This is a genomic window from Microbispora sp. H13382, from assembly GCF_014161445.1.
In the GTDB taxonomy this organism is placed as follows: Bacteria; Actinomycetota; Actinomycetes; order Streptosporangiales; family Streptosporangiaceae; genus Microbispora.
Genome location: NZ_JABBXA010000021.1, coordinates 20,909 through 45,844, shown reverse-complemented (window position 1 = coordinate 45,844; position 24,936 = coordinate 20,909). Strand labels below are relative to the sequence as shown.

General features: G+C 71.2%; 17 protein-coding genes. 7 read left to right on the top strand and 10 right to left on the bottom strand.

Features of this window, described 5'->3' with window-relative positions:
- Window positions 1-64 precede the first annotated feature (64 nt).
- Entirely contained in the window at window positions 65-4,081 is a 4,017-nt protein-coding gene (locus HHX41_RS31940; RefSeq protein WP_182908919.1) for a discoidin domain-containing protein, read from the bottom strand.
- Window positions 4,082-4,509: 428 nt separating this feature from the next.
- Between HHX41_RS31940 and HHX41_RS31935 the strand changes: the two genes are divergently transcribed.
- Entirely contained in the window at window positions 4,510-5,442 is a 933-nt protein-coding gene (locus tag HHX41_RS31935; protein WP_182908918.1) for a GerMN domain-containing protein, read from the top strand.
- Here HHX41_RS31935 and HHX41_RS31930 read toward each other — a convergent pair.
- Window positions 5,336-6,727 carry an XRE family transcriptional regulator gene (locus HHX41_RS31930; protein ID WP_182908917.1) on the bottom strand — a complete coding sequence of 464 codons (1,392 nt, stop codon included), beginning with the start codon at window positions 6,725-6,727 and terminating at the stop codon, window positions 5,336-5,338. The genes HHX41_RS31935 and HHX41_RS31930 overlap by 107 nt on opposite strands.
- A 476-nt stretch (window positions 6,728-7,203) precedes the next feature.
- Here HHX41_RS31930 and HHX41_RS31925 point away from each other — a divergent pair, with 476 nt between their 5' ends.
- The gene (locus HHX41_RS31925; protein WP_182908916.1) at window positions 7,204-7,683 is read left to right on the top strand and encodes a hypothetical protein; all 480 of its coding nucleotides are present in this window, start codon (window positions 7,204-7,206) and stop codon (window positions 7,681-7,683) included.
- Window positions 7,684-7,842: 159 nt separating this feature from the next.
- Here the strand turns inward: HHX41_RS31925 and HHX41_RS31920 are convergent, their stop codons facing one another.
- Window positions 7,843-9,801: a hypothetical protein gene (locus tag HHX41_RS31920; RefSeq protein ID WP_182908915.1), complete on the bottom strand. Its 1,959-nt coding sequence runs from the start codon at window positions 9,799-9,801 to the stop codon at window positions 7,843-7,845.
- Window positions 9,802-9,829: 28 nt separating this feature from the next.
- Window positions 9,830-10,138: a hypothetical protein gene (locus tag HHX41_RS31915; RefSeq protein WP_182908914.1), complete on the bottom strand. Its 309-nt coding sequence runs from the start codon at window positions 10,136-10,138 to the stop codon at window positions 9,830-9,832.
- 384 nt (window positions 10,139-10,522) lie between these two features.
- On the opposite strand from HHX41_RS31915, the gene HHX41_RS31910 reads away from it, so the two are divergent.
- Together HHX41_RS31910 and HHX41_RS31905 are read left to right on the top strand one after the other, a co-directional pair.
- Window positions 10,523-10,891, top strand: a complete 369-nt coding sequence (locus HHX41_RS31910) for a group 1 truncated hemoglobin (RefSeq protein WP_182908913.1) — start codon at window positions 10,523-10,525, stop codon at window positions 10,889-10,891.
- A gap of 71 nt (window positions 10,892-10,962) precedes the next feature.
- A complete protein-coding gene (locus HHX41_RS31905) occupies window positions 10,963-12,306 on the top strand; it encodes a glycoside hydrolase family 36 protein (protein ID WP_182908912.1) in 1,344 nt (447 codons plus the stop codon).
- 31 nt (window positions 12,307-12,337) lie between these two features.
- On the opposite strand, the gene HHX41_RS31900 is transcribed toward HHX41_RS31905, so the two are convergent.
- Window positions 12,338-13,516: an ImmA/IrrE family metallo-endopeptidase gene (locus tag HHX41_RS31900; RefSeq protein ID WP_169981646.1), complete on the bottom strand. Its 1,179-nt coding sequence runs from the start codon at window positions 13,514-13,516 to the stop codon at window positions 12,338-12,340.
- Window positions 13,503-14,288 (bottom strand): hypothetical protein, encoded by a 786-nt coding sequence (locus HHX41_RS31895; protein WP_182908911.1) that lies wholly within the window; start codon window positions 14,286-14,288, stop codon window positions 13,503-13,505. The genes HHX41_RS31900 and HHX41_RS31895 overlap by 14 nt, the downstream gene beginning before the upstream one ends.
- Before the next feature lie 139 nt (window positions 14,289-14,427).
- On the opposite strand from HHX41_RS31895, the gene HHX41_RS31890 reads away from it, so the two are divergent.
- Window positions 14,428-15,345, top strand: coding sequence for a DUF72 domain-containing protein (locus HHX41_RS31890; RefSeq protein ID WP_182908910.1), 918 nt, complete (start codon window positions 14,428-14,430; stop codon window positions 15,343-15,345).
- Window positions 15,346-15,364: 19 nt separating this feature from the next.
- On the opposite strand, the gene HHX41_RS31885 is transcribed toward HHX41_RS31890, so the two are convergent.
- The 4 genes from HHX41_RS31885 to HHX41_RS31870 all read right to left on the bottom strand — a co-directional run bounded on the left by HHX41_RS31885 (window position 15,365) and on the right by HHX41_RS31870 (window position 22,807).
- Window positions 15,365-16,393 carry a radical SAM protein gene (locus tag HHX41_RS31885; protein ID WP_182908909.1) on the bottom strand — a complete coding sequence of 343 codons (1,029 nt, stop codon included), beginning with the start codon at window positions 16,391-16,393 and terminating at the stop codon, window positions 15,365-15,367.
- A 22-nt stretch (window positions 16,394-16,415) separates the two neighbouring features.
- Window positions 16,416-18,251 carry an ABC transporter ATP-binding protein gene (locus HHX41_RS31880; protein WP_310742282.1) on the bottom strand — a complete coding sequence of 612 codons (1,836 nt, stop codon included), beginning with the start codon at window positions 18,249-18,251 and terminating at the stop codon, window positions 16,416-16,418.
- A gap of 298 nt (window positions 18,252-18,549) precedes the next feature.
- Window positions 18,550-21,120: a class III lanthionine synthetase LanKC gene (lanKC, locus tag HHX41_RS31875; RefSeq protein WP_182908908.1), complete on the bottom strand. Its 2,571-nt coding sequence runs from the start codon at window positions 21,118-21,120 to the stop codon at window positions 18,550-18,552.
- 67 nt (window positions 21,121-21,187) lie between these two features.
- Window positions 21,188-22,807 carry a cytochrome P450 gene (locus tag HHX41_RS31870; RefSeq protein WP_182908907.1) on the bottom strand — a complete coding sequence of 540 codons (1,620 nt, stop codon included), beginning with the start codon at window positions 22,805-22,807 and terminating at the stop codon, window positions 21,188-21,190.
- A 200-nt stretch (window positions 22,808-23,007) separates the two neighbouring features.
- Here HHX41_RS31870 and HHX41_RS31865 point away from each other — a divergent pair, with 200 nt between their 5' ends.
- Window positions 23,008-23,196 (top strand): DNA-binding protein, encoded by a 189-nt coding sequence (locus tag HHX41_RS31865; RefSeq protein WP_182908906.1) that lies wholly within the window; start codon window positions 23,008-23,010, stop codon window positions 23,194-23,196.
- A 114-nt stretch (window positions 23,197-23,310) separates the two neighbouring features.
- On the top strand, window positions 23,311-24,924 hold the full coding sequence (locus tag HHX41_RS31860) for a serine/threonine-protein kinase (protein ID WP_182908905.1): 1,614 nt from the start codon (window positions 23,311-23,313) through the stop codon (window positions 24,922-24,924).
- Window positions 24,925-24,936: the final 12 nt, after the last annotated feature.

Below are 24,936 nucleotides of genomic sequence, written 5' to 3'. Positions count from 1 at the left end.
GGGACCCTCGCAGGACGGCGAGCGCCGCCGGAGAGGAATCTCTCCGGCGGCGCTTCTCATGTGATCAGGGTTTGATGTCGATGGTGAAGGTGGACGTGGTGTTCCTGACGTCCTGGTAGTTGTCGCTGAGCCGCAGGTTGTTGAAGGTCACCGATCCGACCGCCGGGCCCTGGTTCGGCTCCGGCATCTCGTTCGCCCAGAGCCCGAAGCCCGACTTGGCGTCGAACGCGTCGCCGCTCCGGTGCGCGCCCGAGATCGAGACGTTGGTGAAGACCGTGTCCTTGATGGGGTTCTGCGGCCGGCCGTTGTCGTAGTTCGTCTGGAACATGATCCCCGAGTACGTCGGATCGACGATGTCCACGTTGCTGACGCGTATGCCCTGGAACACCTTCGAGGCGGAGAAGACCCAGATCGCCGGGAAGGTCTGCTGGCCCCAGAAGTGACCGCCCGCGCGGACGATCGAGATGTTGTCGAACACGGTGGGCGGGCTCGCGCCGAAGCCGTTCATCGGGTAGCCGAAGTCGAGCGAGCTGATCGTGATGCCGGAGTAGGTCAGCGTGTCCGCGATGTAGATGTTCCTGAACGTGTTCGCGTACCCGCCGTAGACGGCGATGCCGGCCGCGCGCCACGGCAGGATCGCGGTCAGGTTCTCGTAGACGTTGTTCTTCTCGTCGGCGCCTCCCGCGTCGATGGCCGAGAACAACGCGAAGCTGTCGTCACCGGTCGTCCTCGCCTCGATGTTCGAGACCAGGTTGTCCGTGCTGCCGTTGGTCATGTTGACGCCGTCGGCGAAGGTGTCGCGGATCCGCGAGTTCTTGATCGTGATGTTGTCGGTGTTCGCGCCCCAGTACATGCAGACCTGGTGCTCGACCCAGATGTTGTCGATCGTCATGTTCGCGACGTTCTGCCAGTCGAACACCTTGCCCGGCCCGTCGATGCGGGTGGTGTAGTTGCCGAAGTAGGCGAACCCGGAGAACACCGAGCCGTTGGCCGACGACTCCGCCCGGAAGCCGATGTCGGTGTTCTCCTGCGTCGACGGCGCGTGGAACCGGGTGAACCACGGCCCGGCGCCGGCCACCTTGACGGCCTTGCCGTACACCTGGAACTTGCTCGACGTCTGGTAGTCGCCGGGCGGCAGGTAGACGCCCACGAGCTTGCCCGTGGTGTCCATCCGCACCTTGTCGAGCGCGTTCTGCACGTCCTGGTGAGTGAACCCGGCGGGCACGGCGTACGTCGCGGGGTCGGGGTTGGGGATCGCCGACACCTGCTCCAGGTTGACGAAGTCGATCGCGTACGTGGAGGTGTTGGCCGCGTCCTTCTGCAGCCGGATCTTGCTGCCGGCCGGGACGGTCGTCCCGAGCATGACGTTGGCCTCGTCGTAGATGTGTCGCGGGCCGCCCGCCCCCGGCGAGTTGCCGGGGGCCTTCTCGTCGCCGTACAACCAGGCGTACTTCGAGGTCAGGTTGACGGCCTTGAGGAAGGTGCCGTCGACGTAGACGTTCAGCGTGGCGTCGGTGCCGCCGCCGCCCGGCGCGTCCGGGATCGAGAAGCGGGTGACCAGGGTGTTCGTGCTGGCCTTGGTCGTCCACTCGACGTAACTGCCCGTCGTGGTGAGCCGCACGGCCCGGCGGCCGGAGGCCTCGCCGGCCAGGTCGCCGATGGTCCGGTTGGGACCGACGACCGTCGCCCCGCCGCCGGTCACGCCGTCCTCGGCCTCGTACATGTCGTACGGCATGTTCGCGCCGCGGCCGGCGAAGAACGGCAGGCTGGAGGTGTTGTTCGCCTGCTTGACCGGCAGTTCGTTCGCGTCGGCGGCGAGCACCGTCTTCACCGTGTATCTGCCGTTGACCGCCGTCCACGTGCCCAGGTTCACCGGGCTCGTCGTGGCGCCGGCCGCGATCGCGCCGCTGTAGGAGCCGGTCAGCGTCCTGACCACGGTCCCGGCGTCGTTGACGATCGCCAGCGTGATCCCGTGGGCGCCGCCCGCCGACGCGACCGTGCCCTGGTTCTTGATCGCCACGGTGAACGTCACGGGGCTCCCGCCGGCGGGGTTGCCCGGCGACCAGCTCACCGGTGAGGCCACCAGGTCGGAGCTGTCCACCGGCTTCACGACGAGCGGCGACGAGGCGGTGAAGGAGTTGTTCGTCTCGTTCTGCTCGATCACCGCGTTCGACTCGTCGACCTTGGCGCTCAACGCGTAGCTGCCCGCGTCGCGCCGGCCGATGTCCGCCGTCACGGTGGCCGAGGCGCCGGCCGCGAGCGCGCCGACCGGCGCGGTGCCCGCCTTGGCGCCGTCGAGGTAGAAGTTCACGGTGGTGGCGGCGGAGCCGAGGCTGCCCGCGTTGCGCACCGTCGCCGACAGCGTGACGGCGTCGGTCTCGGCCGGGGACGCGGGGGAGGCCGACAGCGCGGTGACGGTCAGGTCGGGGTTGGGCGCCGGGGTCCCGATCACTTGGAACTCGGCGACCTGCCCGGCCGGGGCCCCGGAGTTGGCGGTGAACCTGAGCTGCACGTCGGCGACCGTGCCGGAGGCCGGAATCGTCACCGTGTTGCCGGTCGCCGGGTTGAAGGTGTAGGTGGCCGCGCCGGTCAGGGTGGTGAACCCCGACGCGCTCTGCTCGCGGCCCAGCACCTGGACCGTCTGTGTACGGGTGGACCAGGCGGCGGCGGGGTCGAGCTTCAGCACGACCGAGCTCACGACGGCGTTCGAGCCGAGCTGCAGGGTCAGCGTCTGCGGGTAGGAGCCGCCCGCGCCCTCCCAGTACGTCGCCAGGTCGTTGTCGTTGGCGTTGGCCGCGACGTACGTGAACGTGGAGGAGGAAGCGGTGATCGGCTTGCCCACGGCCATGTTGGAGCCGCCGCCCGAGCCGTTGCGGGTGACGGCGTTGCTGTCGGCCGACTCGTTGCCGGCCGCGTCCTTCGCCCGCACGTGGTACGTCACGGTGGCGCTGCCGGGCTGGGTGTCGGTGTAGGTCGTGATGTTTCCGGCCACGCTGCCGCGCAGCACGTTGTTCGCGTAGACGTCGTAGCCGGTGACGCCCACGTTGTCGGTGGAAGCGGTCCAGGTGAGCTTGACCTGCCCCGGCGTGGTCTCGGTGTAGGCGAGGTTCGAGGGTGCCGTGGGGGCCTGCGTGTCACCGGTGGGCGCCGAGCCGTACACCTCGAACTCGGCGATCTGCCCGGCAGGCCAGGCGGTGTTGGCGGTGACGGTCAGCCGGACGTACCGGACGTTCGCGGTGGAGAAGGTGATCGTCACGGTGTTGCCGCTCGCCGGGGTGAAGGCGTGCCCGGCGGAGGCGGCGAGGGTGGAGAAGTTCGTGCCGTCGGTGCCGCCCTGCACGGCCAGCGTCTGCGTACGCGCCTCCCAGGCGGGCGGGAGCTTCAGCACCACCTTGCCGACGGCTGCCGGGGCGCCGAGGTCCACCTGGAGCCACTGGGGGAAGGCGTTGTTGGCGCTCTCCCAGTAGGTGCCCTGGTTGCCGTCGTTGGCGTTGCCCGCGCCGTACACGTCGGCGTGCGCGCTCTCCCTCATGGTCTTGCCGAGGGCGAGGTTGCCGGTGGCCGCGGCGGCGCCGTACACCTCGATTTCGGACAGCTGGGCGGCGGGCCAGCCGGTGTTGGCGGTGATGTTGATCCGGACGTACCTGGTCGTGGTCGCGGCGAAGCCGATGGTCACCGTGTTGCCCGAGCCGGGGGCGAAGGATCGGCCCGCGGAGCCCGCGATCGCGGCGAAGCCGCTCCCGTCGGTGCTGCCCTGCACCGACAGCGTCAGGGTACGGCCCTCCCATGTCGCCGGCAGCTTGAGCACGACCTGGTCGATGCTCCGCGCGCCGCCGAGGTCCACCTGGGCCCATTGGGGGAAGGCACTGCCGGCGCTCTCCCAGTAGGTGCCCTGGTCGCCGTCGTTGAGGTTGCCCGCGACGTACGGGCCGTTGGTGCTGCTCGCGGTCACGGGGCGGCCGGCCGCGAGGTTGGGGCCGCCCGCTGCGGAGGCGGGGGAGAGGGGCGCGGCCACGGCGAGCAGGCAGGCCGCGACCACCACGGCGATCAAGCGCGATAAGGGGACGTGCGTTTTCGACATTCGCGTTCCTCTGTCCGGCAGGAACCGACCGGCGGCCATCCGATCCGCGCGGTCGTGGGGGGATTTGGAGACCGGGGGCGCACGAGGTCGCGGCGGCGACCGGTTGCCCACTGCCGTGGCCGACATCACCTCAGGTCCTTTCATACGAAAGGTGACGGTGGCGGGGCGCACGGACGCAGTGCTTCCTGCCGGAACTTGCGGAGAACCGCAAAGTCTAGATTTAGAACTGCAAATTTCTTACATCAGGTTGCCCAGATGTTACATACGGCCCACGTCGCCGTCAACGGGGTAGAGAAGTCGGGCCGAAAGGCCCGTCCCGATCCGTGTCCACCTGGGGATACTTCAATTGGGTGCCGGTACCGGAAACGGGTCCGGTGCCCGCTCGCGGGTCCCCCAACTCGCGAAAGGAACCCGGCAGAGGAGCCCTCATGTTTCTGCCCCCCAAGCGCTCGCTCGCGGCGTTGGCCGTGCCGCTGGTGAGCGCGACCACCCTGATGGCGGTCCCGGCCACCCCGGCCGCCGCCACGTCCGTCCGACCGGCCGCCGCCGCTCACGCGGCCCCCCGCGTGGCGACCCTGGTCGATGTGCGCGCCTCGCACCACCCCGGACTTGACCGGGTCGTCTTCGAGTTCAGCGGGCCGCTCCCGGCACGGCGGAGCGCCCACTACGTGTCCCGGCTGATCGCCGACGGCTCGGGCCGCACGGTTCCGGTGGCCAGCGACGCGATCCTCGGGCTCCGCTTCGGCGGCGCGGCCGGCCACGACCAGAACGGGCGCCCCACCTATGGGCCCGCTCGCGAGACCTTCGCGCTGCCCGGCGTGATCCAGGTCGTCAACGCGGGCGACTTCGAGGCGGAGCTCACGTTCGGCATCGGCCTGGCCCGGAAGTCGTCCTACCGCGTCTACACCCTCACCCGCCCGAGCCGGGTGGTCGTGGACGTCAAGACGCCCTACCGGACCGTGCCGGTGGGGACGTACTTCCTCGACTCCCGGGCGTACGCCGCAGGGCGGCGGCCGTACACGGTGGCGGTGTCGCGGCCGGTGACGCCGCCGTCCACCGCGCGCGGCGCGCTGCAGCGGCTGTTCGCCGGGCCGACGCAGGCCGAGTACGCCAAGGGCCTGCGTTTCGTCGCCTCGGGGGCCACCGGCGTCCGTTCGGTCGTCGTCCGCGACGGGGTCGCCCACGTGCGGCTCACCGGTGCGGTCGCGAGCGGAGGGTCGGCGTTCACCGTCGCCGACGAGATCATGCCCACGCTCAAGCGGCTTCCCGGCATCCGCTGGGTGAAGATCTACGACGCTCACGGCCGCACCGAGCGCCCGAAGGGCCGCTCCGACTCCATCCCGGAGAGCCTCGAACCGTGACGGCGTGAGGGCCGGGGACGCCCCCGGCCCTCGCACCCCGCACCGAGCCCGGCCCTCGGCCCATGGCGGACATGACGCCGACGGCGGCGGTGGTATGGCGTGTGCGCGTCCGGTGGTCGATGGGGGCGGACGGCGCGCAGTTCACCGGCCAGCCGACGCAGGTCGTGCACGGCGTAGCGGTTGACGGCCTTGGCGTCGGGGGCCGCGGCGACCGCGAGACGCCGGCGGCTTCCACATCGCCCGCCAGGGCATGGGCGCGCGCCAGGCATGTCCCGAACCAGGCGCGGTCACGTCGGTACGCCTCGGGCAGGGTCGCCAGGCCGCGGTCGAGGAAACGCACTGCGCGTGGACCGTCGCCAAGGGCCGGTTCGGCGCTCCCGTGCTGCATGTCGAACCAGCCGTCGTCGTAGAAGTACATCCAGGGCGGCTCGTGCTCCGGGTGTTCGCCCGCCGCCCGGATCAGGTCCTCGGCCTCTGCGAGCAGTCGCCGCGCGGCTTCGGCTTCACCCATCTCGGCATGGCCGCGGCCCGCCATCTGAGCCGCCATCCCCTGCACGCCGAGGGTCGTCCCCCCGTCGTGCCAGCGCACGGCCTCCGCCAGGCGTACACACCTGGGTGCGTCGCTGATGCTCCAGGCCAGGAGCGTGGTGGCGGCCAGAGCCGCGTCGCCCGCCTCCAACGCCCAGCCGTGCGAGCGGTCGTACCAGGCGAGCGCGGCGGCGTGGTCGCCCGAGTCCTGGCACATCCAGGCGATGAACTGGGCGTACTGCCCGAGCACGGCGACCACGCGGTCGGCAAGCTGCCCCGGAGCCCCGTGAGCGAACACGGTGATCGCGTCGAGTCGGGCGCGTACGATCGGCAGCAGCGGGCCGCTCCCGACGGTGTCCTCGATGCGGCGGTGTTCGTCCAGGCAGCGTTCGAGCCACTCGATAGTGGCGGCGTCCACGCGCTGCGGACGTTCGATGGCCTTCGTGATGCGCTCATACAGGTCCGGGTCCGGCGCATCGCTGAGGGAGGGGACAGGTCGCCACCCCGAGCCGAACAGGTCGGTCTCCGTGGTGCCGAAGGCCCGGGCGTAGAGCATGCGGTAGGGGTCGTGGGGCTCATTGTGCCCGGCCTCGTACGCCTTGATGCGGCGGATGATGGTCTCGCGGGCGGGCAGGCGGTTGCGGGTCTCCTCGTCGGCGGCCTCGACGAGCCTGCGGCCCATCTCTTTCTGGCTCCACAGCCGGTCGCGTCGCTCGGCCCGGAGTCGTACGGCCCATGGGGGAAGTGCGTCGATCATCGCGTGCACCTCTTCGTCAGACGTGGGGGCGTCCTGACCACCCCCAGTGTCCCCCGATCTCATCCGTGATGCGGAGGTTACTCCCTGTTGTCATTGGAGGTGGAAGAGGCGAACAAGCGGGGTCCGCAGGCGCGGCGAGTTGTGTCAGGCCATCGCACGACAGGAGAGCATCGCCGAGCAACAGGCCCCCGAGCAGAGCATGCCGCGGCGAGCGCTTCCTCACCCGCGCCGCCGTGTGCTGCTCCCCGAACCGGGATGTGGACCACCGCTACCCGGCCACCTGAACCGCCCGCCCGCCGGAAGCCCCGTGACGGCAGGCGGGCCACGAACCGGCCCCGAGGTCCGAGGCGCGCACCTCGGGGCCGTCAAACTTCATGGAATCCGAATGAGTCACCGACTTAATCGATGGGATGACGAGGGGCGAGGATTTGGGTCAAGATTGGTTCGTCTGTCTGTCGGCTCGTGGAGGTAGAGGCATGCGTGTTGCGTGGATGGCGGTGGTATTTCTCCTGGTCGGCGGGATGGTTTCCGGGTGCAGTTCCGGCCCGACGCTGCAGGCGGCCGCAACGGAGCTCCAGAAAGACGTGCAACGTCTGCAGACCGACAGCCTTTTGAAGAAGCCGTACAGCAAGCTGCGGATTGTGGAGCGCCCTGACCAGGATCTTCCCTGTGATAAGGGCAAGTTTCAGCGGGTGCTACGGGCAACCGCAGACTATGAACGTGAAGACTCGGATGTGGATAGTCACCTTGACCAGGCTGAGCGAGTGATGGAGAACACTCTCTCCTCACTTCTGCACTACACGATGACCTATGACTTGTCACAGTTGGACTGGAAGGACGCGCGATTGATCGAAGGCAGAAAGGATGTTCCCGGGATCACCGTCAATGTGATCGTGGTGCCGGAGTCACCAACCTGGCGGCTGGTTGCAAGAACCGACTGCCTGCCGAGGTCCTAGTGGGGTGTCTGCGGACCTTGGCCGTTCGGTCACTGCGCCGGAAGGGAACCCCCGGTCCTCGCGAAGCCCGCTTCGCTGGGCCTTCGCCGCGGTCCTCGCCCCTTCCGCTCCGCTCCATCCACTCGGTGAACGTTGGTGGACAGTGCACTAGGTTAGGTGTCAGCCCCAAGTGCGGATAAGCTCCTTGGCCAGCTCACTGGTTTGTGCGCGTGAAGACCTTTCGACCTGTTTGTCGAGGGCTTCGTTGCTGTCCATCCACTGTTCGTATGAGGTCAGCTTTGTGCGCAGGACGGTCTCCCAGCTCTTTCCGATTCGGGTCGCCTCCTGCTTGGCCTCGATCGCCAGCTCGTCGAATGTTTTGAGATGGCCGGTCTTCGCGCTGATCAGCTTGTCCGGTGGTTTGCTTGCGGGGTAACCCGCCTCATGCAGCAGGTATGCCATGTCGTACTTCTGGCGAAGGGTGAAATTCACCCGAGCCTCGGTCAGTGCCTGAACGCGGGTCTCGAAACTGGCTGCCCAATTGTCGAGCAACTTGCTCACGACGTAGGTTTTCGTCAACGTCCAGCCTGCCTCGATGACGGTGCCTGCTATCGGGATTCGGTCGATACCCAGGCCCATGGTGTTCTTGGTGAGATCCCGGATCAGACTGTCAGTCGCGTCCTTCTCGCCTCGAACCTCAATCGCTGCCTTGAACTCGATCCCGCCGAGGTCGCCGAACATCTGCGAGGCACGTTCAAGATGACCGCTCTTTCCGCTGGCTTCCAGCCGAGCCGCGTTCGTCAGGATGTCGTAGCGGAACTGTGCTGCGGTCTTGTCGAATACGTCGGTGAGTCGCTCCTCGCCGGCGAATGTCTGGAGGAAGCGGTAGGTGTCGCCGGGGCTCAGGTAAAAGGTCGGGGTGACGCCGGCGATCGGCAGCCATTCATGAGGTTCTGTCAGACCGGAGGTTCGGTAGGCGGCCTTGTCGAAGCGGGCGCCGGAGGCGAGTTCGTGGATGTAGGACCTGGCGATCGAAGCCATGGAGTCCCGGGCGGTGTTCGGCAGGTCTTTGCCGAAGGAGCCGGCCGCGAGCATCGCGTCCAGGGCGAACGCGGCAGCCTCCGCCGAGTGCTTGCCCGGCTTCTCCGTCGTGGCCTCGCTCCCTGCCTCCAGCACCCGGCCGAAGGCGTCGGCGACGTCGTTGCCCGAGGCGACGGATTCGCTGTAGTCCAGGAACTGCTTCATCTTCTCGACCTGGGTGAGCTTGACCCCGTCGCCGCCCATCTGGGTGAAGGCGGCGCGGGCGGCCTTGCCGTCCCCGACGAGGACCTCCAGTGCGAGGGCGACGGTGTCGGGGGAGTAGCCGTACGTTCTGCTCTCGTCGAGGCCGGCGCCGGTCCGGTCCTGGCGGGGGTTCTTCACGAAGTCGTCCAGTGCGAGGGAGCGGGCGGCGGCCACGCGCACGCTGGTCGGGGCCTTCGCTCCGACGAGCAGCGCGAGCCGGTTCCACGCGGTCTCGCGACTGCCGGGTCTGCTCAGCAACTCGGCCTTCACCTTCTCGAACGCCGGGACGCCCCCGGGGGCGCGCAGCGCGGCGCCCAGGGCGGCGCTGAAGGCGGCGAGATCCTGCTTGGCCGTCGGGCTGCCGGTGTTCATGAGCAGGTTGGGCAGCGCGTCGCGCACCTTCGCCGGTAGTGCGGCGAAGAACGCCGCGGCGGCGGCGGGGTCCTCGGCCAGCGCGGCGATCTCCTTGATGTGCTGGTGGGCGAGCTCGCCCTTGGTCCCGACATCGATGGCGGGGTTGGTGAGGATGCCGGTGCCGTACATGAGGCCCAGGTCGCGGCCGGCCGCGAAACTGTCCAGCGCGTCGGGCAGGCGGGCGAAGGTGTGGTCGCCGGTCCCGTTCAGCGCTTTGATCAGCTCGGCCCGCTCCGACAGCGTGGGGGCCTGGCTTCTGCCCCAGTCGGCGATGGCGGCGATCTGCGCGAGTGGCGTGGTGCTCACTCCGTTGGCCCGGAAGAGCCCCTCGAAGTCGGTGGCGAAGGTCGTGAGCCGGTCGGCCGCCTGGCGCAGGTCGGCCGCCATGGCGTTCATCGCCGCCGGGTCGATGCCGCAGAAGTCACCGCTGGGGGATGTCATCGCGTCCTTCCTCGCCGTGGCTACCGGCTCAGGGGCGTCCGGTCAGCCGGCGACGGATGAGCTCGGCCTGGGAACGGGTCACCATCGCCGGATGGCGGTGCAGTTCGTCCTCGATCGCGTTGGTCATCTGCCGTACGAGCTGTGCCAGGCGGTGGTGCCGGTCGGCGACCTCGGTAGTCCATTTCGTGGCGGTCGGTCCCGTCCAGACCTTGCCGGACCGCATCGACGCGTAGACGCGCTGGTATGCCTGCCCGACCTCCTGAGATCGGTTGTGTACCTCTTTGAGAAGTTCCACCAGCTGTGCGTGGCGAGGGTTGGGCACCATCTCTTCCGCCACGCCGCCCCCTGCTGCCGCCCGCCGCTGCCCCCGAGTCGCATTTGATGTCAAAGGTAGACATAGCCCTCAAGCGTCGGCAACCCTGAAATGGCCCGGTATATCGGGAGTGAATTCGCTGACGCTTTTCTTGTCGTGAAGGCGAAAAACGTCCTCCCCGGTGGGACCGTATCCCCGCCTGTCTTCCGTCGCCAGTGGGAAAAGGCAACTACTTGGAGCGACAACCGGCACCCGTACCAGCCCCCGCCTGTTGCCTTTTCGGTCGTGTCGACCGTGTCGACCGGGTGAGCGCACGGCTACGTACGTATTTCCGTCTCGTAATCGGCCCGTAACGATCCGTGGCGATCGTCGTGGGCACGAGGTCACACAGGCGCGGGAGGAAAGCGTATGGGGTCCATCTTCGATCGGATCGGCGGTTCGGACGCGGTCGCGGCCGTGGTCGACGTGTTCTACGCGCGGGTCGTCGCCGACCCGATGCTGCGCGGCTACTTCGCGGACGTGGACATGGCCAAGCTCAAGGCGCACCAGCGCAGCTTCGTCGCCGCGGCGCTCGGCGGCCCGCAGGAGTATCGGGGCAAGTCGATGGGCGAGGCGCACGCCGGGCTCGGCATCACCGCCGAGGAGTTCGGTCAGGTGGTCCTCCACCTGACCGGTGCGCTTGAGTCGTGCGGCGTCGACGCCGAGACGATCGGATCCATCGCCGGCGCCCTGGCTCCGCTGCGGGAGCAGATCGTGGAGAGCGCCGTCGCCGCCTGACTCCGGGCGGGTCCGTCCACGCGGTGAGACAGAGCTTGACCCTTAACCGGTTCATGGCTGGACTGGTCGTGATGAGAATCGCGACCGAGGACATCACCGCGCTGAACGTGGACCCGGCGAGGGCCCGCGTGTACGCCGAGGGCTGGCAGTCCTGGAGCCTGACGGCCCCCCTCCCGCTGGCCGAGACGCCGTACCGGGTGACGCTGCCGAACTCGCTCGTCATCGACTGCCACTACTGCTCGGCCCCCGACGAGGGCGTGTTCCGGGGCGAGGGGCTGCTGGCGGTCGACCCCGGAGACGGCGGGCCGGTCCACGTGTTCGGAGCCGAGACCGCCGCCGCCCGCGTGCCGGTCGTCGAGGCGCGGCCGCGCGGCCGGCAGGTCGTGATCGCCGCGGACGCCCCCGTGCGCCACACGACGGCCGGTGGCGGCCTGGAGACGGCGCTGGCCCGGTGGGGCGACGCCTTCGCCGGGCAGAACGGCGGTGTGCGCCCGCGCCCGTCGCCCACGGTCTGGTGCTCCTGGTACCAGTACTTCTCCGGCGTCACGCAGCGGGACGTCGAAGAGAACCTCGCGGCCATGGACGACCTGACGCTCCCCGTGGACGTGGTGCAGATCGACGACGGCTACCAGGCGGCGCCGGGCGACTGGCTGGTCTCCTCGGGCCGTTTCGACGACCTGCCCGGCCTGATGCGCCGCATCCGCGACCACGGACGGCGGGCGGGCATCTGGATCGCCCCCATGGTCGTGGCGCGTAAGAGCGAGTTGTTCTCGGCTCACCCCGAATGGCTGGTCACCGATCCGGAGAGCGGAGAATCCGTCGTCGCGGGAGACGTCCTCGGCGACTCCTGCGCCGCGCTCGACCTCACGCACCCCGGCGCGGCCGAATACCTGGCGGACGTGCTGCGCACCATGCGCGGCTGGGGCGTCGACTACTTCAAAATCGACTTCGTGTACGCCGGGGCGCTGGAGGGCCGCCGCCACGAGGACGCGACGGGCGTGCAGGCCTACCGGCGCGGCCTGCGGCTCATCCGGGAGGCGATCGGGCCGGAGGCGTACCTGCTGGGCTGCGGCGCCCCGATCCTGCCCTCGGTCGGCATGGTCGACGCCATGCGGGTCGGTCCCGACATCGCCGCCTACTGGCGGAGCCCGACCGGTCATCCGACCGAGCCCAGCCAGGCCAACGCGACCAGGAACACCGTCGCCCGCGCCTGGCAGCACGGCAGGTTCTGGATCAACGACCCCGACTGCCTGATGCTCCGCCCGGAGGTCGAGCGCCGGGAGGACTGGGCCCGCACGGTGGAGCGCTACGGCGGCCTGCGCGCCTCCAGCGACCGCCTGTACGGCCTCGACGCGTGGGGTCTGGAGACCACCCGGCGCCTGCTCACCCCCGGCGACCCCGCCCCACTCGTCTGATCTTCCGCCCCGAGCTCGGGTTCCGCCGGCCCTAGGGGACGAGTCTCAGCTCCGGGCGGTGGGCGGGCAGGCCGATCAGCTCCCGCACCCTCGGGACCGGCCAGGCGAGCTCCCGGGCGAGCGCGGGCACGGTGAGCCCGGTCTCGGCCGCCGCCATCTCGAACGCGCGGCTGAGCAGGACGGGCTGCTCGCCGGGGTAGCCCGACACCGGCTCGGTGGCGAAACCCGGCTGGTCGCGCAGCGCGGCGAGCCGCTGGTAGGCGCGCCCGGCCGCGGAGTCGGACAGCAGTCCCACCTCGCGGCACCGGTACAGCAGCGAGTCGACCGACACACCCCAGACGCGGCGCAGCTCCGCGAGCCGCCGCAGGTCGGCGCGTGCGGGCAGGCTCGGCAGGATGCTGTCGCGCGGGGTCAGGAACTCCGCGGCGAACGAGTCCGCCTCGCGCTCCTGTTGGGTGTCCCCGGCCGCGGCGTCCCCGTGCAACACCAGGTGTCCCAGCTCGTGGGCGGCGGTGAACCGGTGCCGGTAGACGTCGTCGAACCGGTTGGGCGTCAGCACGACGATGGGCCGGGGCAGGCTGGAGGTGGAGAACGCGTCCACCGTCACCGCGTCCTCGTCGGCCTCGGGGAAGACGACGACGATCCCCCGGGACTCCATGTGCCGCACCAGATGGCTGATCGGTCCGGTGCCGAGCCCCCAGTGCGCGCGCAGCGCGCGCGCCGCACCCGCCGGGTCACGCGGCAGCGCGCTGCCCGAGTCGACCTCGCCCCCGGCGAACCCCGGCAGGTCGGCGTGCGGGAGCCGCACCCGCTTCTCCAGCGCGTACGTCAGCTCCCAGACCTGCTCGACGAAGGCCACCGCCTTGGCCCGCTGGTAGGCCCGGGTGGAGCGCAGGCTGCGGAAGTGCGCCATCGAGCCGTCCAGCTTGCCGTGCGGGCGGCCGGGCAGGAAGAAGGCCGCCGGGACCGCGAGCACCTCGGCGAGGAGCGGGACCAGGTCGGGACGCGGCCGGGTGACCCCCGCCTCGTACTGGCCGACCGCCGCGGGCGACACCCCGATGCGCTCGGCGACCTCCTTCTTGGTGAGCGCGGCCAGCCGCCGCGCCTGCGTGAGCCGCGTGCCGTCGAAGGCGTCCGCCACGGCCTGCGGGCTCGGTTCGGGCGGGATGCCTCCGTCTCCGGCCGGGCGGAGCCGCCTACCGTCCTTCATGGGCCGCGGCGTCCGGTGCGTACGGTGCGTCACCGGTCGCGGGCAGGGCCGTCGCGCGCTCGTGGCGTGGGCGGGGGTTCAGCGCGGGAGCCGGCATCGCGCCCCCGGCGAACGGGGACTCCTGTCCGGCCGGGGTCACCAGGGGCAGCCCGGCGGGCAGGGCCCCGGCGAGCGGGATCTCCTCGCAGTGGTGCCAGTGCAGGCTGCCGGTGCGGTCCAGCAGCTCGGCCTCGCCCCACCACACGTCGAGGAGACCGGCCCGCGCGTTGCAGGCGTACGCGATGAGGATCAGACGGGTGTCCTCGGGGAGCCGGGTGAGCGCACGGGCGGCCGGAGTCGCGGGCTCCGGCAGGGCGGCCTCGACGCCGCCGAGCGCGAGCTGCTCGGCCCACGGCTGCGGGCCGAACCTGGTGAACAGCGCCTGGACCAGCCCGGACGGCCTGCCGTCGCCGATCCGGGCGTTGACCACGCTCACCGAACGATCCTTGGCGTAGCGGAAGGGGAACAGCAGGTTGCCGCCGAGCACGACGAGCTCGTGCTGCGAGCCCGGCGGCTTGACGGTCACGACGTCGGGCATGTCCGCGAACGTGCTGGCGAGCGCCTCGAACTTGCGCGACATGAGCGTGAAGCCGAACGGGTGGAGGAGGTCGGTCCGCGCCGTCTTCTGGGCGTCCTGGGCGTTCTCCAGCGCGAGCGCCAGCGCCTCGGTCACCCCCTGGCGGATCTGCTCGGCACGCGGGCCGAACGTCTCCAAAGCCCAGGTCGACGGCATCGCCACCTCCGGTGTGCATGCTTTGAGCGGCCGCCGGGGACACCGGAGGCACTTTACTTTCCAACATCATAGACCCGCCGATGCTTCACAGGTCACTTCTGTCGCACCGGTCTGCCGGCAGGCGTGCCTATCGTGAGATATGGGGACGATCCTGGTCGGCACCGCGTCGTGGACGGACAAGACGCTGCTGGAGTCGGGGTGGTATCCGCCCGAAGTCACGACGCCCGAGCAACGCCTGCGGCACTACGCGAGCCTGTTCCCGGTGGTGGAGGTCGACTCGACCTACTACGCGCCGCCCGCCGAGGCCACCGTACGGCTGTGGGCCGGGCGCACGCCTGCGGACTTCACGTTCGACGTCAAGGCGTTCTCGCTGCTCACGCGGCACCCGACCCGGCCGGCCGCGCTGCCGAAGGACCTGCGGCCAAGCGGCGCGGGCAAGAACCTGTACGCCCGCGATCTCGACCCGAAAATCGTGGACCAGGTCTGGGAGCGGTTCATCGGCGCCCTGCTGCCGCTGCGGGAGGCGGGCAAGCTCGGGGCGGTGCTCTTCCAGTTCCCCCGGTGGTTCCCGATCGGCAGGGCGAACAAGCAGTACATCCTGGAGTGCGGGCGGCGCTGCGAGCCGTTGCGGATCTCGGTGGAGTTCCGCAACCACACGTGGATGAGCGAGGAGAACCAGGCGGAGACCCTCGATTTCCTCCGTTCGTACGCCATTCCGTACGTCTGCGTGGACATGCCGCAGGGCTACCCGGACTCGATCCCGCCGGTCGTCGCGGCCACGTCCGACCTGGAGGTCGTCCGGTTCCACGGGCACAGCGACAAGTGGACCAGCCACGACATCCACGAGCGCTTCGGCTACCGCTACTCGCTCGACGAGCTGAGGCGGTGGGCGCCGAGGCTGCGCGAGCTCGGCGGCCGGGCGTCCACGACCCATGTGCTGATGAACAACTGCTACCGCGACCACGCCCAGACCAACGCCCGCCAGCTCGCCGCCGTCCTGGCGGGCCTGCCGGACTGCGACGTACGCCCCAGGCCCGGCGGCACGCCGGAGGCCTGAACGCGCCCCGCCGGGATCGTCAGGCCGTCGGCGCGAAGTGCGGCCGGCGGTCGATGCGGGCGCGGTCGGCGTCGGAGCCGAAGCGGTAGTCGATCTTCCGGGTCGCCTCCGCCCACTGCTCCATCGTGTGCACGGACCTCAACGTGTCGACCACGAAGGGGTCGCGCCAGCGCTCCAGCGCGCGTTCCCACAGCCGCTCCGGCGGGTCCGTCAGCAGGTTGCCGACCGTCCCCTCGTACGCCGGCATGGCCCGGACCGCTCCGTCGGGCTCGACCTGCAGCACGGGGAGGAACGGACGGTCGGGGTGCATCTGCAGCGCGAGGTTGTCGGTCGCGCTCACGTGGACGGACGGCGGCGCCAGCGCGCGCAGGCGGCGCGTGAACTCGCGGCTGCCGAGCAGGGTGACCTGGGCGTCGGAGAGCAGCTCGTGCTCCACGACCCCCGTACGGCTGGCGAGCCCCTCCGGGATGACCGCGCCGAACGACACGTACTCCAGCTCGGGGAACCTTGGCGCGATGTCGGTGCAGAACTGGTCGATCTGGTCGAAGTTGCTGCGCACGACGACGCAGTCGATCCCGAAGGACAGCGGTCCGTCTCCGGCCAGACGCCGCTCCCTCGCGGCGGCGTCGAACAGCGCGAGGGCGTCCATCGCCCGGTCGAACGAGCCGCGGCGGCCGCGGACGCGGTCGTGCACCTCGGCCGTGGCGCCGTCGAGGCTCACGCTCACCTTGGCGACGTTCCGCACGAGGTCCCCGACCATCGGCGGGCGCAGCGTCCAGCCGCCGGTGAAGAGGGAGACCTGCACGCCCGCGGCCGTCATGCGGCCGGCGACGTCGAGCACGCCCGGCACCAGAAGGGGCTCACCGCCCGCCAGGCAGACGCCGTACGGCCTCATCGCGATGATGGCGTCCGCCGCCCGCAGCATCTCGGCCCGCTCCAGCTGCCGCGAGGGACGGCGGCCGGACTCGGAGTAGCAGTGGAAGCATCGCAGCGGGCAGGCGTACGTGATGTCCCAGATGATCTCGAGTGGGCGGCCGGGGGTTTCCATGGATGCTCCAAAGGGGGATGGTTCACGCGGTCACGGGGGAGGCGGCGAGGAACTGGGTGGCGGCCAGCTCGGCGTAGAGGGGGTCGGCGCCGACCAGCTCCTCATGCGTGCCGACGGCCCGCACCACGCCCGCGTCCATCACGACGATCCGGTCGGCCAGCGTGACCGTGGACAGCCGGTGCGCCACGACCAGAACCGTCGTCGTACGCGCGATCTCGGCGATCGTGTCGCGCAGCGCCGCCTCGTTGACGGCGTCGAGCTGGGAGGTGGCCTCGTCCAGCAGCAGAAGGCGGGGGCGGCGCAGGAGCGCGCGGGCGATGGCCACGCGCTGGCGCTCGCCGCCGGACAGGCGGGTGCCGCGATGGCCGACCAGGGTGTCCAGACCCTCGGGCAGCCGCGCCACCAGAGCGTCGAGGCGGGCGACGCGCAGGACGCGCTCGATCTCCTCGCCGGTGGCCTCGGGCGCGCCGAGCAGGAGGTTCTCCCGCAGGGAGCCCGACAGGACGGGAGCGTCCTGCTCGACATAGCCGATCGCGGCCCGCAGGCGCGGGATGTCCCAGGTGGCGATGTCGCCGCCGTCGATGAGGATGCTCCCCGAGACCGGCTCGTAGAACCGCTCGATGAGGGAGAACACCGTGGTCTTGCCCGCGCCGGAGGGCCCGACGAAGGCGGTCATGCCCCGGGCGGGCACGCTGAAGCTGATCCCGTGATGGACCGGCGGCAGCTCCGGCGAGTAGCGGAAGTGCACGTCGCGGAACTCCAGCTCCGCGGGGGCCGCGCCGGGCGCGGGGGGCGTCGCGGCCGGTGCGACCGGCTCCGCGGGCAGCCGCTCCGCCTCGGTGATGCGGGCGACCGCGGCGGCGCCGACCTGGTACTGCCCGGCCGCGCCGATGAGCTGCTGAAGCGGTGGCACCAGGAAGAAGACGTACATCAGGAACGCGATCAGCGTGCCCACGTCGATCGCTCCGGCGGCCACGCGGCTTCCCCCCACGGACAGGACGACGAAGAAGGCCACCTGGAGGGCCAGCTCCGCGGTGTGCCCGGCGACCGCCAGCCACTTGCCGGCGCGTACGGAGGCCCGCCACGACTCCTCCGCGGAGCGGTGGACGGCGGCCTCCTCCCGGTGCTCGGCGCCGGACGCCTTGATCGTGCGCAGTGCCCCGAGCGCGCGTTCGAGGGCGGCGCCCATCGCCCCGACGGACTTCTGCGCGTCCTTGCTCATCCTGCCGACGCGCGGCATGACCACCCGGATGAGCGTCCCGGCGAGCACCAGCACGCCGAGCGTGACCACGAGGAGCACGGGGTCGAGCAGGCCCATCAGCGTGGCGGTCGCGAGGACCGTGAGGCTTCCGGTGACGATGCCGATCACCGAATCGGTGGTGACCTGGCGCAGCAGGATCGTGTCGGAGGTGACCCGGGACATCAGGTCGCCGGGTTCGGCGCGGTCGAGGGCCGGCACCCTTAGCCGCAGCAGATGCGAGACCAGGCGGCGGCGGGCGGTGAGCACGATCGACTCGCCGGTGCGGCGCAGCACCCACTCGCCCAGCGGGCCGACGCCAGCGGTCACGACGACGAGCAGGCCCATCACCAGCAGCACGCCGGTCAGCGGCCGGTCGGCGCCGAGGTCGTCGATCAGCCGCCTCGCGACGAGCGGGAGCGTCAGCCCGACCGCTCCGGTCGTGAGGTTCAGCAGCCCGCCGAGGGCGAGCCAGCGCCAGGACGGGCGCATGTAGCGCAGCAGCACCCGCCACGTGGGCGGCGTCGCGGCCGCGCCGTCATCCGCGCCGTCGGGCGCGGCGCGGGGCGGGGCGGCGGGTGCCGCCGCCGTCGCGCCGGACTGGTCGCGCTGCGTGTCCACGGGTTCCTCGCAAAGACTGTGGGAGAGGGGCTCGCAAAGACTGAGAGGAGAGGGGAGGGAAGGCCCGGCCCCGGCAGGTCCGCGCCGTGCGCGACCGGCCAGGGCCGGGTGTCTCACCGTCCGCGAGTGTTCACCGGGTGGTCACCCATGGCGACCACCCGGGTGCCGGCTCGATCGGCCTCGGTCAGATGCAGATGTAGCAGGCGGTGCCGTTGTACGAGGTAACCCAGCTGGAGCACGGGTGCGCCTTGGCCTCGTTCGGGTTGAGGGTCTGGAGCTGCAGAACCTGAGCCATTTCCTATTTCCTTTCTGTCGTCTCGAACGCGGGGGTCCGCAGATCGAGAACCGGTATTACCGACGCGCTCTGGTCGAACGCGACGCTGAGGGCGGCCAGCACTCCGGCCGAACCCGTTTCCAGGTCCATGGACAGCCGCATGAGCTGGTTGCCGGGGAAGGCCAGATGACCTTCGTAGGACAGGGCGTGCCAGGAGAGCCGGCGTACGTGCTCGTCGACGAGCGCCCGGTCCTCCGGCAGGCCCATGAGGCGGAGAGTCGCGATGGTGCCCGCCCGGCCCTCCAACAGGGCCGGGTGGCGGGTGAACGGCGCGCGCAGGGCGCGGCGGACCCCGTCGATCACCTCGGCGAAGTCCGGCTCGGCGCGTCGGCCGAGATACTGGGACAGCACCAGGGCCAGCCCGCCGCTGCCGGTGCCGAGGTAGAGCAGGTATCGGTTGCTGTCCAGGAGGCAGAAGCCGCCGTCCGGCAGCGTCTGGCCGCGGCCGATCTCACGCCGCAGCGCCGTACGGGCCAGGTCGAGGTAGCGGTCCTCCCCGGTGACGTCGTGCAGCCGGAGGAAGTACGACGCGACTCCGGTCAGGCCGTGCTGCAGGCCGACCCTGCCGTCCGGGCGGAACATCCGCGACCCGTCGTCGCCGAGCTCGCCGGCGAGACGGTCCCCGATGCGTACGGCCTCGGAGCGCAGGTCCTCGTCGTCGGTGATGTCGAAGAAGTGCAGGAGGCCGAGGCCGGCGCCGGCCAGGCCTCCGTGGACACCGGGCACCTCCAGGCCGTCGTGCAGTTTGCGCGCCCGTTCGAGCACGTCGAGCGCGTCGTCGCGGCGGCCGAGCGACTCCAGGGTCGCGGCCACGCCGTGCAGGCCGTTCAGCAGGCCGGGACGCGGATCGGGCGCCCGGCGCACGGCCGCGACGAGCCAGTCGACGTGCTCCTCCGGCACCGGGACGCCGGCCTGCCGCAGGGCCCACAGCACACCGGCGGCACCGTTGGCCACGGTGAACCCGCCGGTCGCGAACTGCTGCGGGTCGCCGGGGAAGAGCCGGTCCTTCCGGTCGGGAGTCGCACTGGCCGTGATCCCCGCCGCGATCGAGTCGCGGATCGCCGGCCAGTCGGGATCGGCGAACATCCGCGCCGCGTCGTCCTCGCCGAGAGGCCCCCGTACGGCCTCGAAGTTGCGGACCATGCGCGGCCCGAACCCCTGCGGGAGGGGGAAGTGCTCGGTGATGACGCCGGTGAGGCCGGCCAGCTTGACCGGGTCCCGGTCCTGCAGCGGGCTGATCGGCAGGAACATCCACTGCCGCAGGCAGTTCAGCACGTAGTTGTCGGCCGCTCGGCCACTGAGGTTCTTCGGCGCGGCGAACCCGGCCGCGGCGAGGCCGGGGGTCCGCGTGTCCGTCAGGTCGGACGCGATCTCGAAGTCGATGAGCGCGACCCGCCCGTCGGGCCTGACGATGATGTTCTCGGGATGCAGGTCGGCCATCCGCACGCCTCTGGCGTGGATCGACATCAGGGCGTGGTCGACCTTGGCCAGGATGTCGATCGCCCAGCGCGTGTACGTGGCCAGCGTCTCGGGGGACGGGTCGGAGGTGGCGAGCGGATAGCGCTCGAACGCCTCGTCCAGCAGGGTCTTGCCCTCGATGTACTCCTCGACCAGGAAATGGTGCTCCCAGATCACCCGGTGCCCGAGCAGCCGGGGCACGCAGTCGAGGCCGCTCAGCCGCTCCAGGATCTCGCGCTCGTGCGCGAGCCTGGTGACCGCGTCCACGCCGCCCGCGTCCAGGCCGGCGTGCGGCCGGGCCTCCAGCAGCACCACGTATCCGCCGGACGCCTCGTCACGGGCGAGGTACACGCCGCCGCCGTTGGAGAAGTGCAGCGCCCGCTCGATCTGGTAGGGGAACTCCCCGCCGTCGCCCGCCGTGTGCTTCTCGTACGACCCGCGAAGCACCTCGGGCAGGGTGACCCATTCCGGCACGGTGAACGCGGGAGTCCGCTGGTCGGGCACCAGCCGGCCGTCCGGCGTGCGGATCGCGTATCCGAGGCTGCCGTCCGACTTGGTGTACGTCATCGGCTGGAACGCGCCGTATCTGACGTAGACCGGCGAGTCCTCGTAGCGCAGGTCGCTGAGGATGTACGGCCCGGTGTATCCCTTGAGGAGCTCGGCCAGCGCCGGCAGCACCTCGGCGAACTGCTCCTCGTCCACCGGATACAGGGTGACCAGTTTGCCGCTGCTGCCCCGGTCGGCGTACTTGTTGTTCATCAGCCGCACCGCCATCCTGCTGCGCAGGAACTTGACCGCGATGCCGCGGGCCAGGCAGAAGTCGACCACGAGGTCGCAGACGGCCGCGGCGTCGGCGTCGGTCGCCGAGACGTGGATCTTCCATCCCTGCTCGGGGAGCGCGAGGTCCGGCGGGAGCAGCACGACCCACAGCTCGCTCTCGCCGCGGCGCCATCCGGTGGGCAGCGGCCGGGAGCCCGTCGGGAAGCGGTTGTCGCCGTCTGGGATGCGCCAGACCGGCTCGAAGAACAGCGGGTCGGCCTGACAGTAGGCCACTAACTGCGGAATCGTCTCTTTCATCGGGTCGGCTCCTGGCTGCTGAGGGCGTACGTGGGGAACTGCTGTTCGTGGAGACGGGCGTGGCGGCTCACGCTTCGGCGGCGAATTCCCCGTGAGGGTCCGGCCGCAGGACGACCGGCAGACCGAGGAGGTAGCGGACGCTGCTCTGCCGGTAGTGCAGGCTCCGCGAGTCGCGGGCGAGCTCGACGCCGGGGAAGCGCCTCGCGAGCGTGCCGAAGGCGATCCGCAGCTGGGCCCTGGCCAGGTCCGCGCCGAGACAGTGGTGGTGGCCGTGGCCGAACGCGAGGTGCGGGTTGTCCCGGCGTCCGACGTCCAGCAGATCGGGGTCGGGGAAGAACGACGGGTCGCGGTTGGCGGCCACGAGGGACGCGCCGAGCAGGTCGCCCTTCGGGATCGGGGTGCCTCCCACCTCGATCGGGGCCGTCACCTGACGGGCGATGGTGACGGGGAAGGGCGTGACGAGCCGCAGCAGCTCCTCGACCGCCGGGGCGACCAGCGCGGGCTCGGCCACGAGCCGGGCCCACTGCTCCGGGCGCTTCAGCAGGGCGGCCAGACCGCTCGCCAGCACCGTCGTCGGGGCGCGGTGCCCGTTCACCATGAGGAACCTGGCCGCCGACACGAGGTCGTCCTCCGCCAGGCCGTCTCCCTCGGCCGCGACGACCCAGCCGAGCAGGTCGTCCGACGGGCTCTCGCGCCGCGCCGCGATCAGGTCCCGCAGGAGCTCGTCGATGTCGGGGTGCGCCCTCGGCGGCGGGGTGACCAGCCGCTCCAGGATCCACTCGCGGATCTGGCCCCGCCGGTCCTCCGGCACGCCGAGCAGCTCGCACAGCACGAGGACCGGCAGCGGGTAGGCGAACGCGTGGAGGAAGTCCACCACCTCCCCGGCGGGGATCGCGTCGAGCAGCGCGTCGGCCGCGCGCTGGATCCGCGGGCGCAGCGCCGCGACGCGCTCGGGGGTGAGGTGCCGCTCGATGAGCCGGCGCAGCCGGGCGTGCTCCCGGCCGTCGATCGTGATGAGGTCCAGATCGCCCTTGTGGGCGAGGGCCGGATCGTCCGACTGGAGCCGGAACCCCGCGGTGATCTCCACCTCTCCGGCGAGGCGCGGGTCGGTGAGCGTCCGGGTGGACGCCGCGTGGCCGGTCAGGATCCAGGTCGTCGCGGCGCCCTCCGCGTTGAGCCGGTGGACCGGCCCGATCTCACGGAACCGCCCGAGCAGTTCGGCGTCGTTGAGCAGCGCCGGCGTGAGCGGCCGGAGCGTGGCGGGCAGGTGCGGGGGAACCTCCGCCTGCTCGTCCAGCGCGGCCAGGAAAGGGACGACCGCCGAGACCACGGACTCCCGCCCGGAGGCGGGCAGCGTCAGCGTCGGGCAGGACAGCTCCCCGGCGAGGTCGTGGTCCGTCGTGCCCACGACGACCACGGCGGTGACCCGCTCCGGGTGGCGGTCGGCGATCTCCAGCGCCGCCAGGCCCGCCTCGCCGTATCCGAGGATCGCGGCGCGGTCCGGGCTGCCCGGCGCGGCCAGCAGGTCCGCGAGCCGTTCCACCAGGCCGGGAAGGTCCCCCGCGGCCAGGTCGGCCCTGCCCGTGTGCCAGCCCAGGCCGGCGAGTTCGCGCTCCAGGCGGCCCGTCCCGTCCTCGGCGTTGAGGATCAGCAGGGTCCGGCCCCCGTCGCTGACGATCGTTGTCATCTGGTTCCCCCCCGTTCCATGCCCCTTGGAACCGCTGCGACGGGGTCCATTTCTCCCGACGGCTCTTGTCGTCTGGTTGAGACTTACTTGTGAATCGCGTGTTATGTGGAGTGAACTGCGCGGACGCCGTGGCGGGCCTGCCCGGCTGCGACGTACGCCCCCCGGCCGGACGGGGAGCCTGCATACGAGGAGAGGACCTGATGACGGACCTGCCGAAGACCAGTGCTCCGGCCACGCGGGCACTGGTGAACGCCGGTTACACCCAGTTGGAGCACCTCACCCGGGCGACCGAGGCCGAGATCCTCGCGTTGCACGGCATGGGGCCGAAGGCGGTGTCCATGCTTCGCCGGGCTCTGCAGGAGCGAGGCCTGTCCTTCCGCGACGGTTGAGGCTGATTCGCTGCCGGGTGACCTCCGGATATGACAGGATCCGCCTGGTTCATCGACATACCGACGGCATCGTGGGGGAGCGGGACGAATGCGGGAACGGCCGGAGCCGATCACGTGCGGCCGCCGCGCGTGACGAACCGCGTCGTGCCGCCGCACCCCCTCGACCCCGGTGATCCCGAGCGGATCGGCGACCACCGGCTCGTCGGCGTCCTCGGCGAGGGCGGCCAGGGCACCGTCTACCTCGCACGGGACACCTCGGGAGCCCAGGTCGCGATCAAGGTGCTGCACGCCAGGGCCGCCATGGACGCCACGAGCCGCCGCCGCTTCCTGCGGGAGGCGGAGACGGCCCGCAGGCTCGCCCCCTTCTGCACGGCCCGCGTGCTCGACGCCGGGTCCCATCACGGGCGGCCGTACATCGTCACCGAGTACATCCCCGGGCCCTCGCTGGCGACGGCGGTCGCCGAGGACGGCCCGCGTACGGGCAGCGGGCTCCACCGCCTCGCCGTCGCCACGCTGACGTCCCTCGCCGCGATCCACCGGGCCGGGATCGTGCACCGCGACTTCAAGCCGGGCAACGTGATCCTCGGCCCCGAGGGGCCCGTGGTCATCGACTTCGGCATCGCGAGCGCCGCCGACCACACCGTCAGCGGGGGCGGCATGGCGGGCACGCCCGCCTTCATCGCTCCCGAGCAGCTCGCCGGGCAGCGGCCCGGTCCTCCCTCCGACGTGTTCAGCTGGGCCGTGACGATCGCGTACGCCGCGACCGGGCGCCTGCCCTTCGCCGGGCCGACCGTCCCGGCCATCCTGATGGCCATCTCGGCCCGTGACCCCGACCTGTCCGGCGTGCCCGCCGACCTTCGCCCGCTGCTGGAGGCATGCCTGGCGAAGGATCCCGCCGCCCGGCCCGCCGCCTCCGGCCTGCTGCGTGCCCTCACCGGCGGCGACGCCGCCACGGCCGCCACCCGGCCGGCCGATCCGGTGCGTACGGAGGTCCCCGGGACCGGCCCGCGGCGGCGGTGGGCCGCGGGGCTCGTGGCGGGCGTGACGGCCGTGCTCGTCGCGGGCGGGGTCCTCCTCCTGTACGCGTCCCGCGGCGGCGAGGCGGTTCCCGCGGGCGGGAGCCTGCTGTACGGCGACGACTTCGGCGAGCGGGGCAACTGGGACGGCTACACCTTCGACCCCGGCGCGGCCGGCGACCAGCGCACGACGCGCGGCTACGAGATCGAGCGCGGCGTCTACACGGTCCGCGCCGACCGCTCCGGCCCGGTCAACACGGCACTGTCGCCCGTGCCCGCCAAGACCGACGCCGCGGCCGGACGCGACGTGCTGGTCGGCGTGACGGCCGAGCTGCGGGAGGGCCCGGGACAGGGCGGCTTCGGGCTCCTGTGCCGGTGGGACGAGGACGTCCCCAGCGGGTACGCGTTCCTGCTCGGCCTCGACGGCACCGCCCGCGTCGTGCGGCAGTCCGGGGGCACGCGTCTCGACGTCGCGCCGCCGGTGAAGGCGGCCCTGCCGCGCGCCGGGCGCGCGGTGCGCCTCCAGGCCGCCTGCCGGGGCTCCCGCCTGACGTTCTGGGTCGACGGCACGCGCGCTCTCGACGCCGAGGACGCACACCCACTGCCGTCCGGCCCGCACAACCAGGCGGGGGTCCTCGCTCGCGTGCCCGAGGCCGGTAGCGGCGTGGTCACCGTCTCGTTCGACGATTTCAGCGTCCACAAGGCGGGTTGACCCGGGGGAGCA

What these genes read in the sequence shown, in the direction of transcription:
- HHX41_RS31890 (WP_182908910.1), top strand. Translation starts at nt 14,428, where the DNA reads ATGGGGACGATCCTGGTCGGCACCGCGTCGTGGACGGACAAGACGCTG.
- HHX41_RS31905 (WP_182908912.1), top strand. Translation starts at nt 10,963, where the DNA reads ATGAGAATCGCGACCGAGGACATCACCGCGCTGAACGTGGACCCGGCG.
- HHX41_RS31895 (WP_182908911.1), bottom strand. Translation starts at nt 14,288, where the DNA reads ATGCCGTCGACCTGGGCTTTGGAGACGTTCGGCCCGCGTGCCGAGCAG.
- HHX41_RS31870 (WP_182908907.1), bottom strand. Translation starts at nt 22,807, where the DNA reads ATGACAACGATCGTCAGCGACGGGGGCCGGACCCTGCTGATCCTCAAC.
- HHX41_RS31940 (WP_182908919.1), bottom strand. Translation starts at nt 4,081, where the DNA reads ATGTCGAAAACGCACGTCCCCTTATCGCGCTTGATCGCCGTGGTGGTC.
- HHX41_RS31935 (WP_182908918.1), top strand. Translation starts at nt 4,510, where the DNA reads ATGTTTCTGCCCCCCAAGCGCTCGCTCGCGGCGTTGGCCGTGCCGCTG.
- HHX41_RS31930 (WP_182908917.1), bottom strand. Translation starts at nt 6,727, where the DNA reads ATGATCGACGCACTTCCCCCATGGGCCGTACGACTCCGGGCCGAGCGA.
- HHX41_RS31910 (WP_182908913.1), top strand. Translation starts at nt 10,523, where the DNA reads ATGGGGTCCATCTTCGATCGGATCGGCGGTTCGGACGCGGTCGCGGCC.
- HHX41_RS31885 (WP_182908909.1), bottom strand. Translation starts at nt 16,393, where the DNA reads ATGGAAACCCCCGGCCGCCCACTCGAGATCATCTGGGACATCACGTAC.
- HHX41_RS31900 (WP_169981646.1), bottom strand. Translation starts at nt 13,516, where the DNA reads ATGAAGGACGGTAGGCGGCTCCGCCCGGCCGGAGACGGAGGCATCCCG.
- HHX41_RS31925 (WP_182908916.1), top strand. Translation starts at nt 7,204, where the DNA reads ATGCGTGTTGCGTGGATGGCGGTGGTATTTCTCCTGGTCGGCGGGATG.
- lanKC (WP_182908908.1), bottom strand. Translation starts at nt 21,120, where the DNA reads ATGAAAGAGACGATTCCGCAGTTAGTGGCCTACTGTCAGGCCGACCCG.
- HHX41_RS31865 (WP_182908906.1), top strand. Translation starts at nt 23,008, where the DNA reads ATGACGGACCTGCCGAAGACCAGTGCTCCGGCCACGCGGGCACTGGTG.
- HHX41_RS31920 (WP_182908915.1), bottom strand. Translation starts at nt 9,801, where the DNA reads ATGACATCCCCCAGCGGTGACTTCTGCGGCATCGACCCGGCGGCGATG.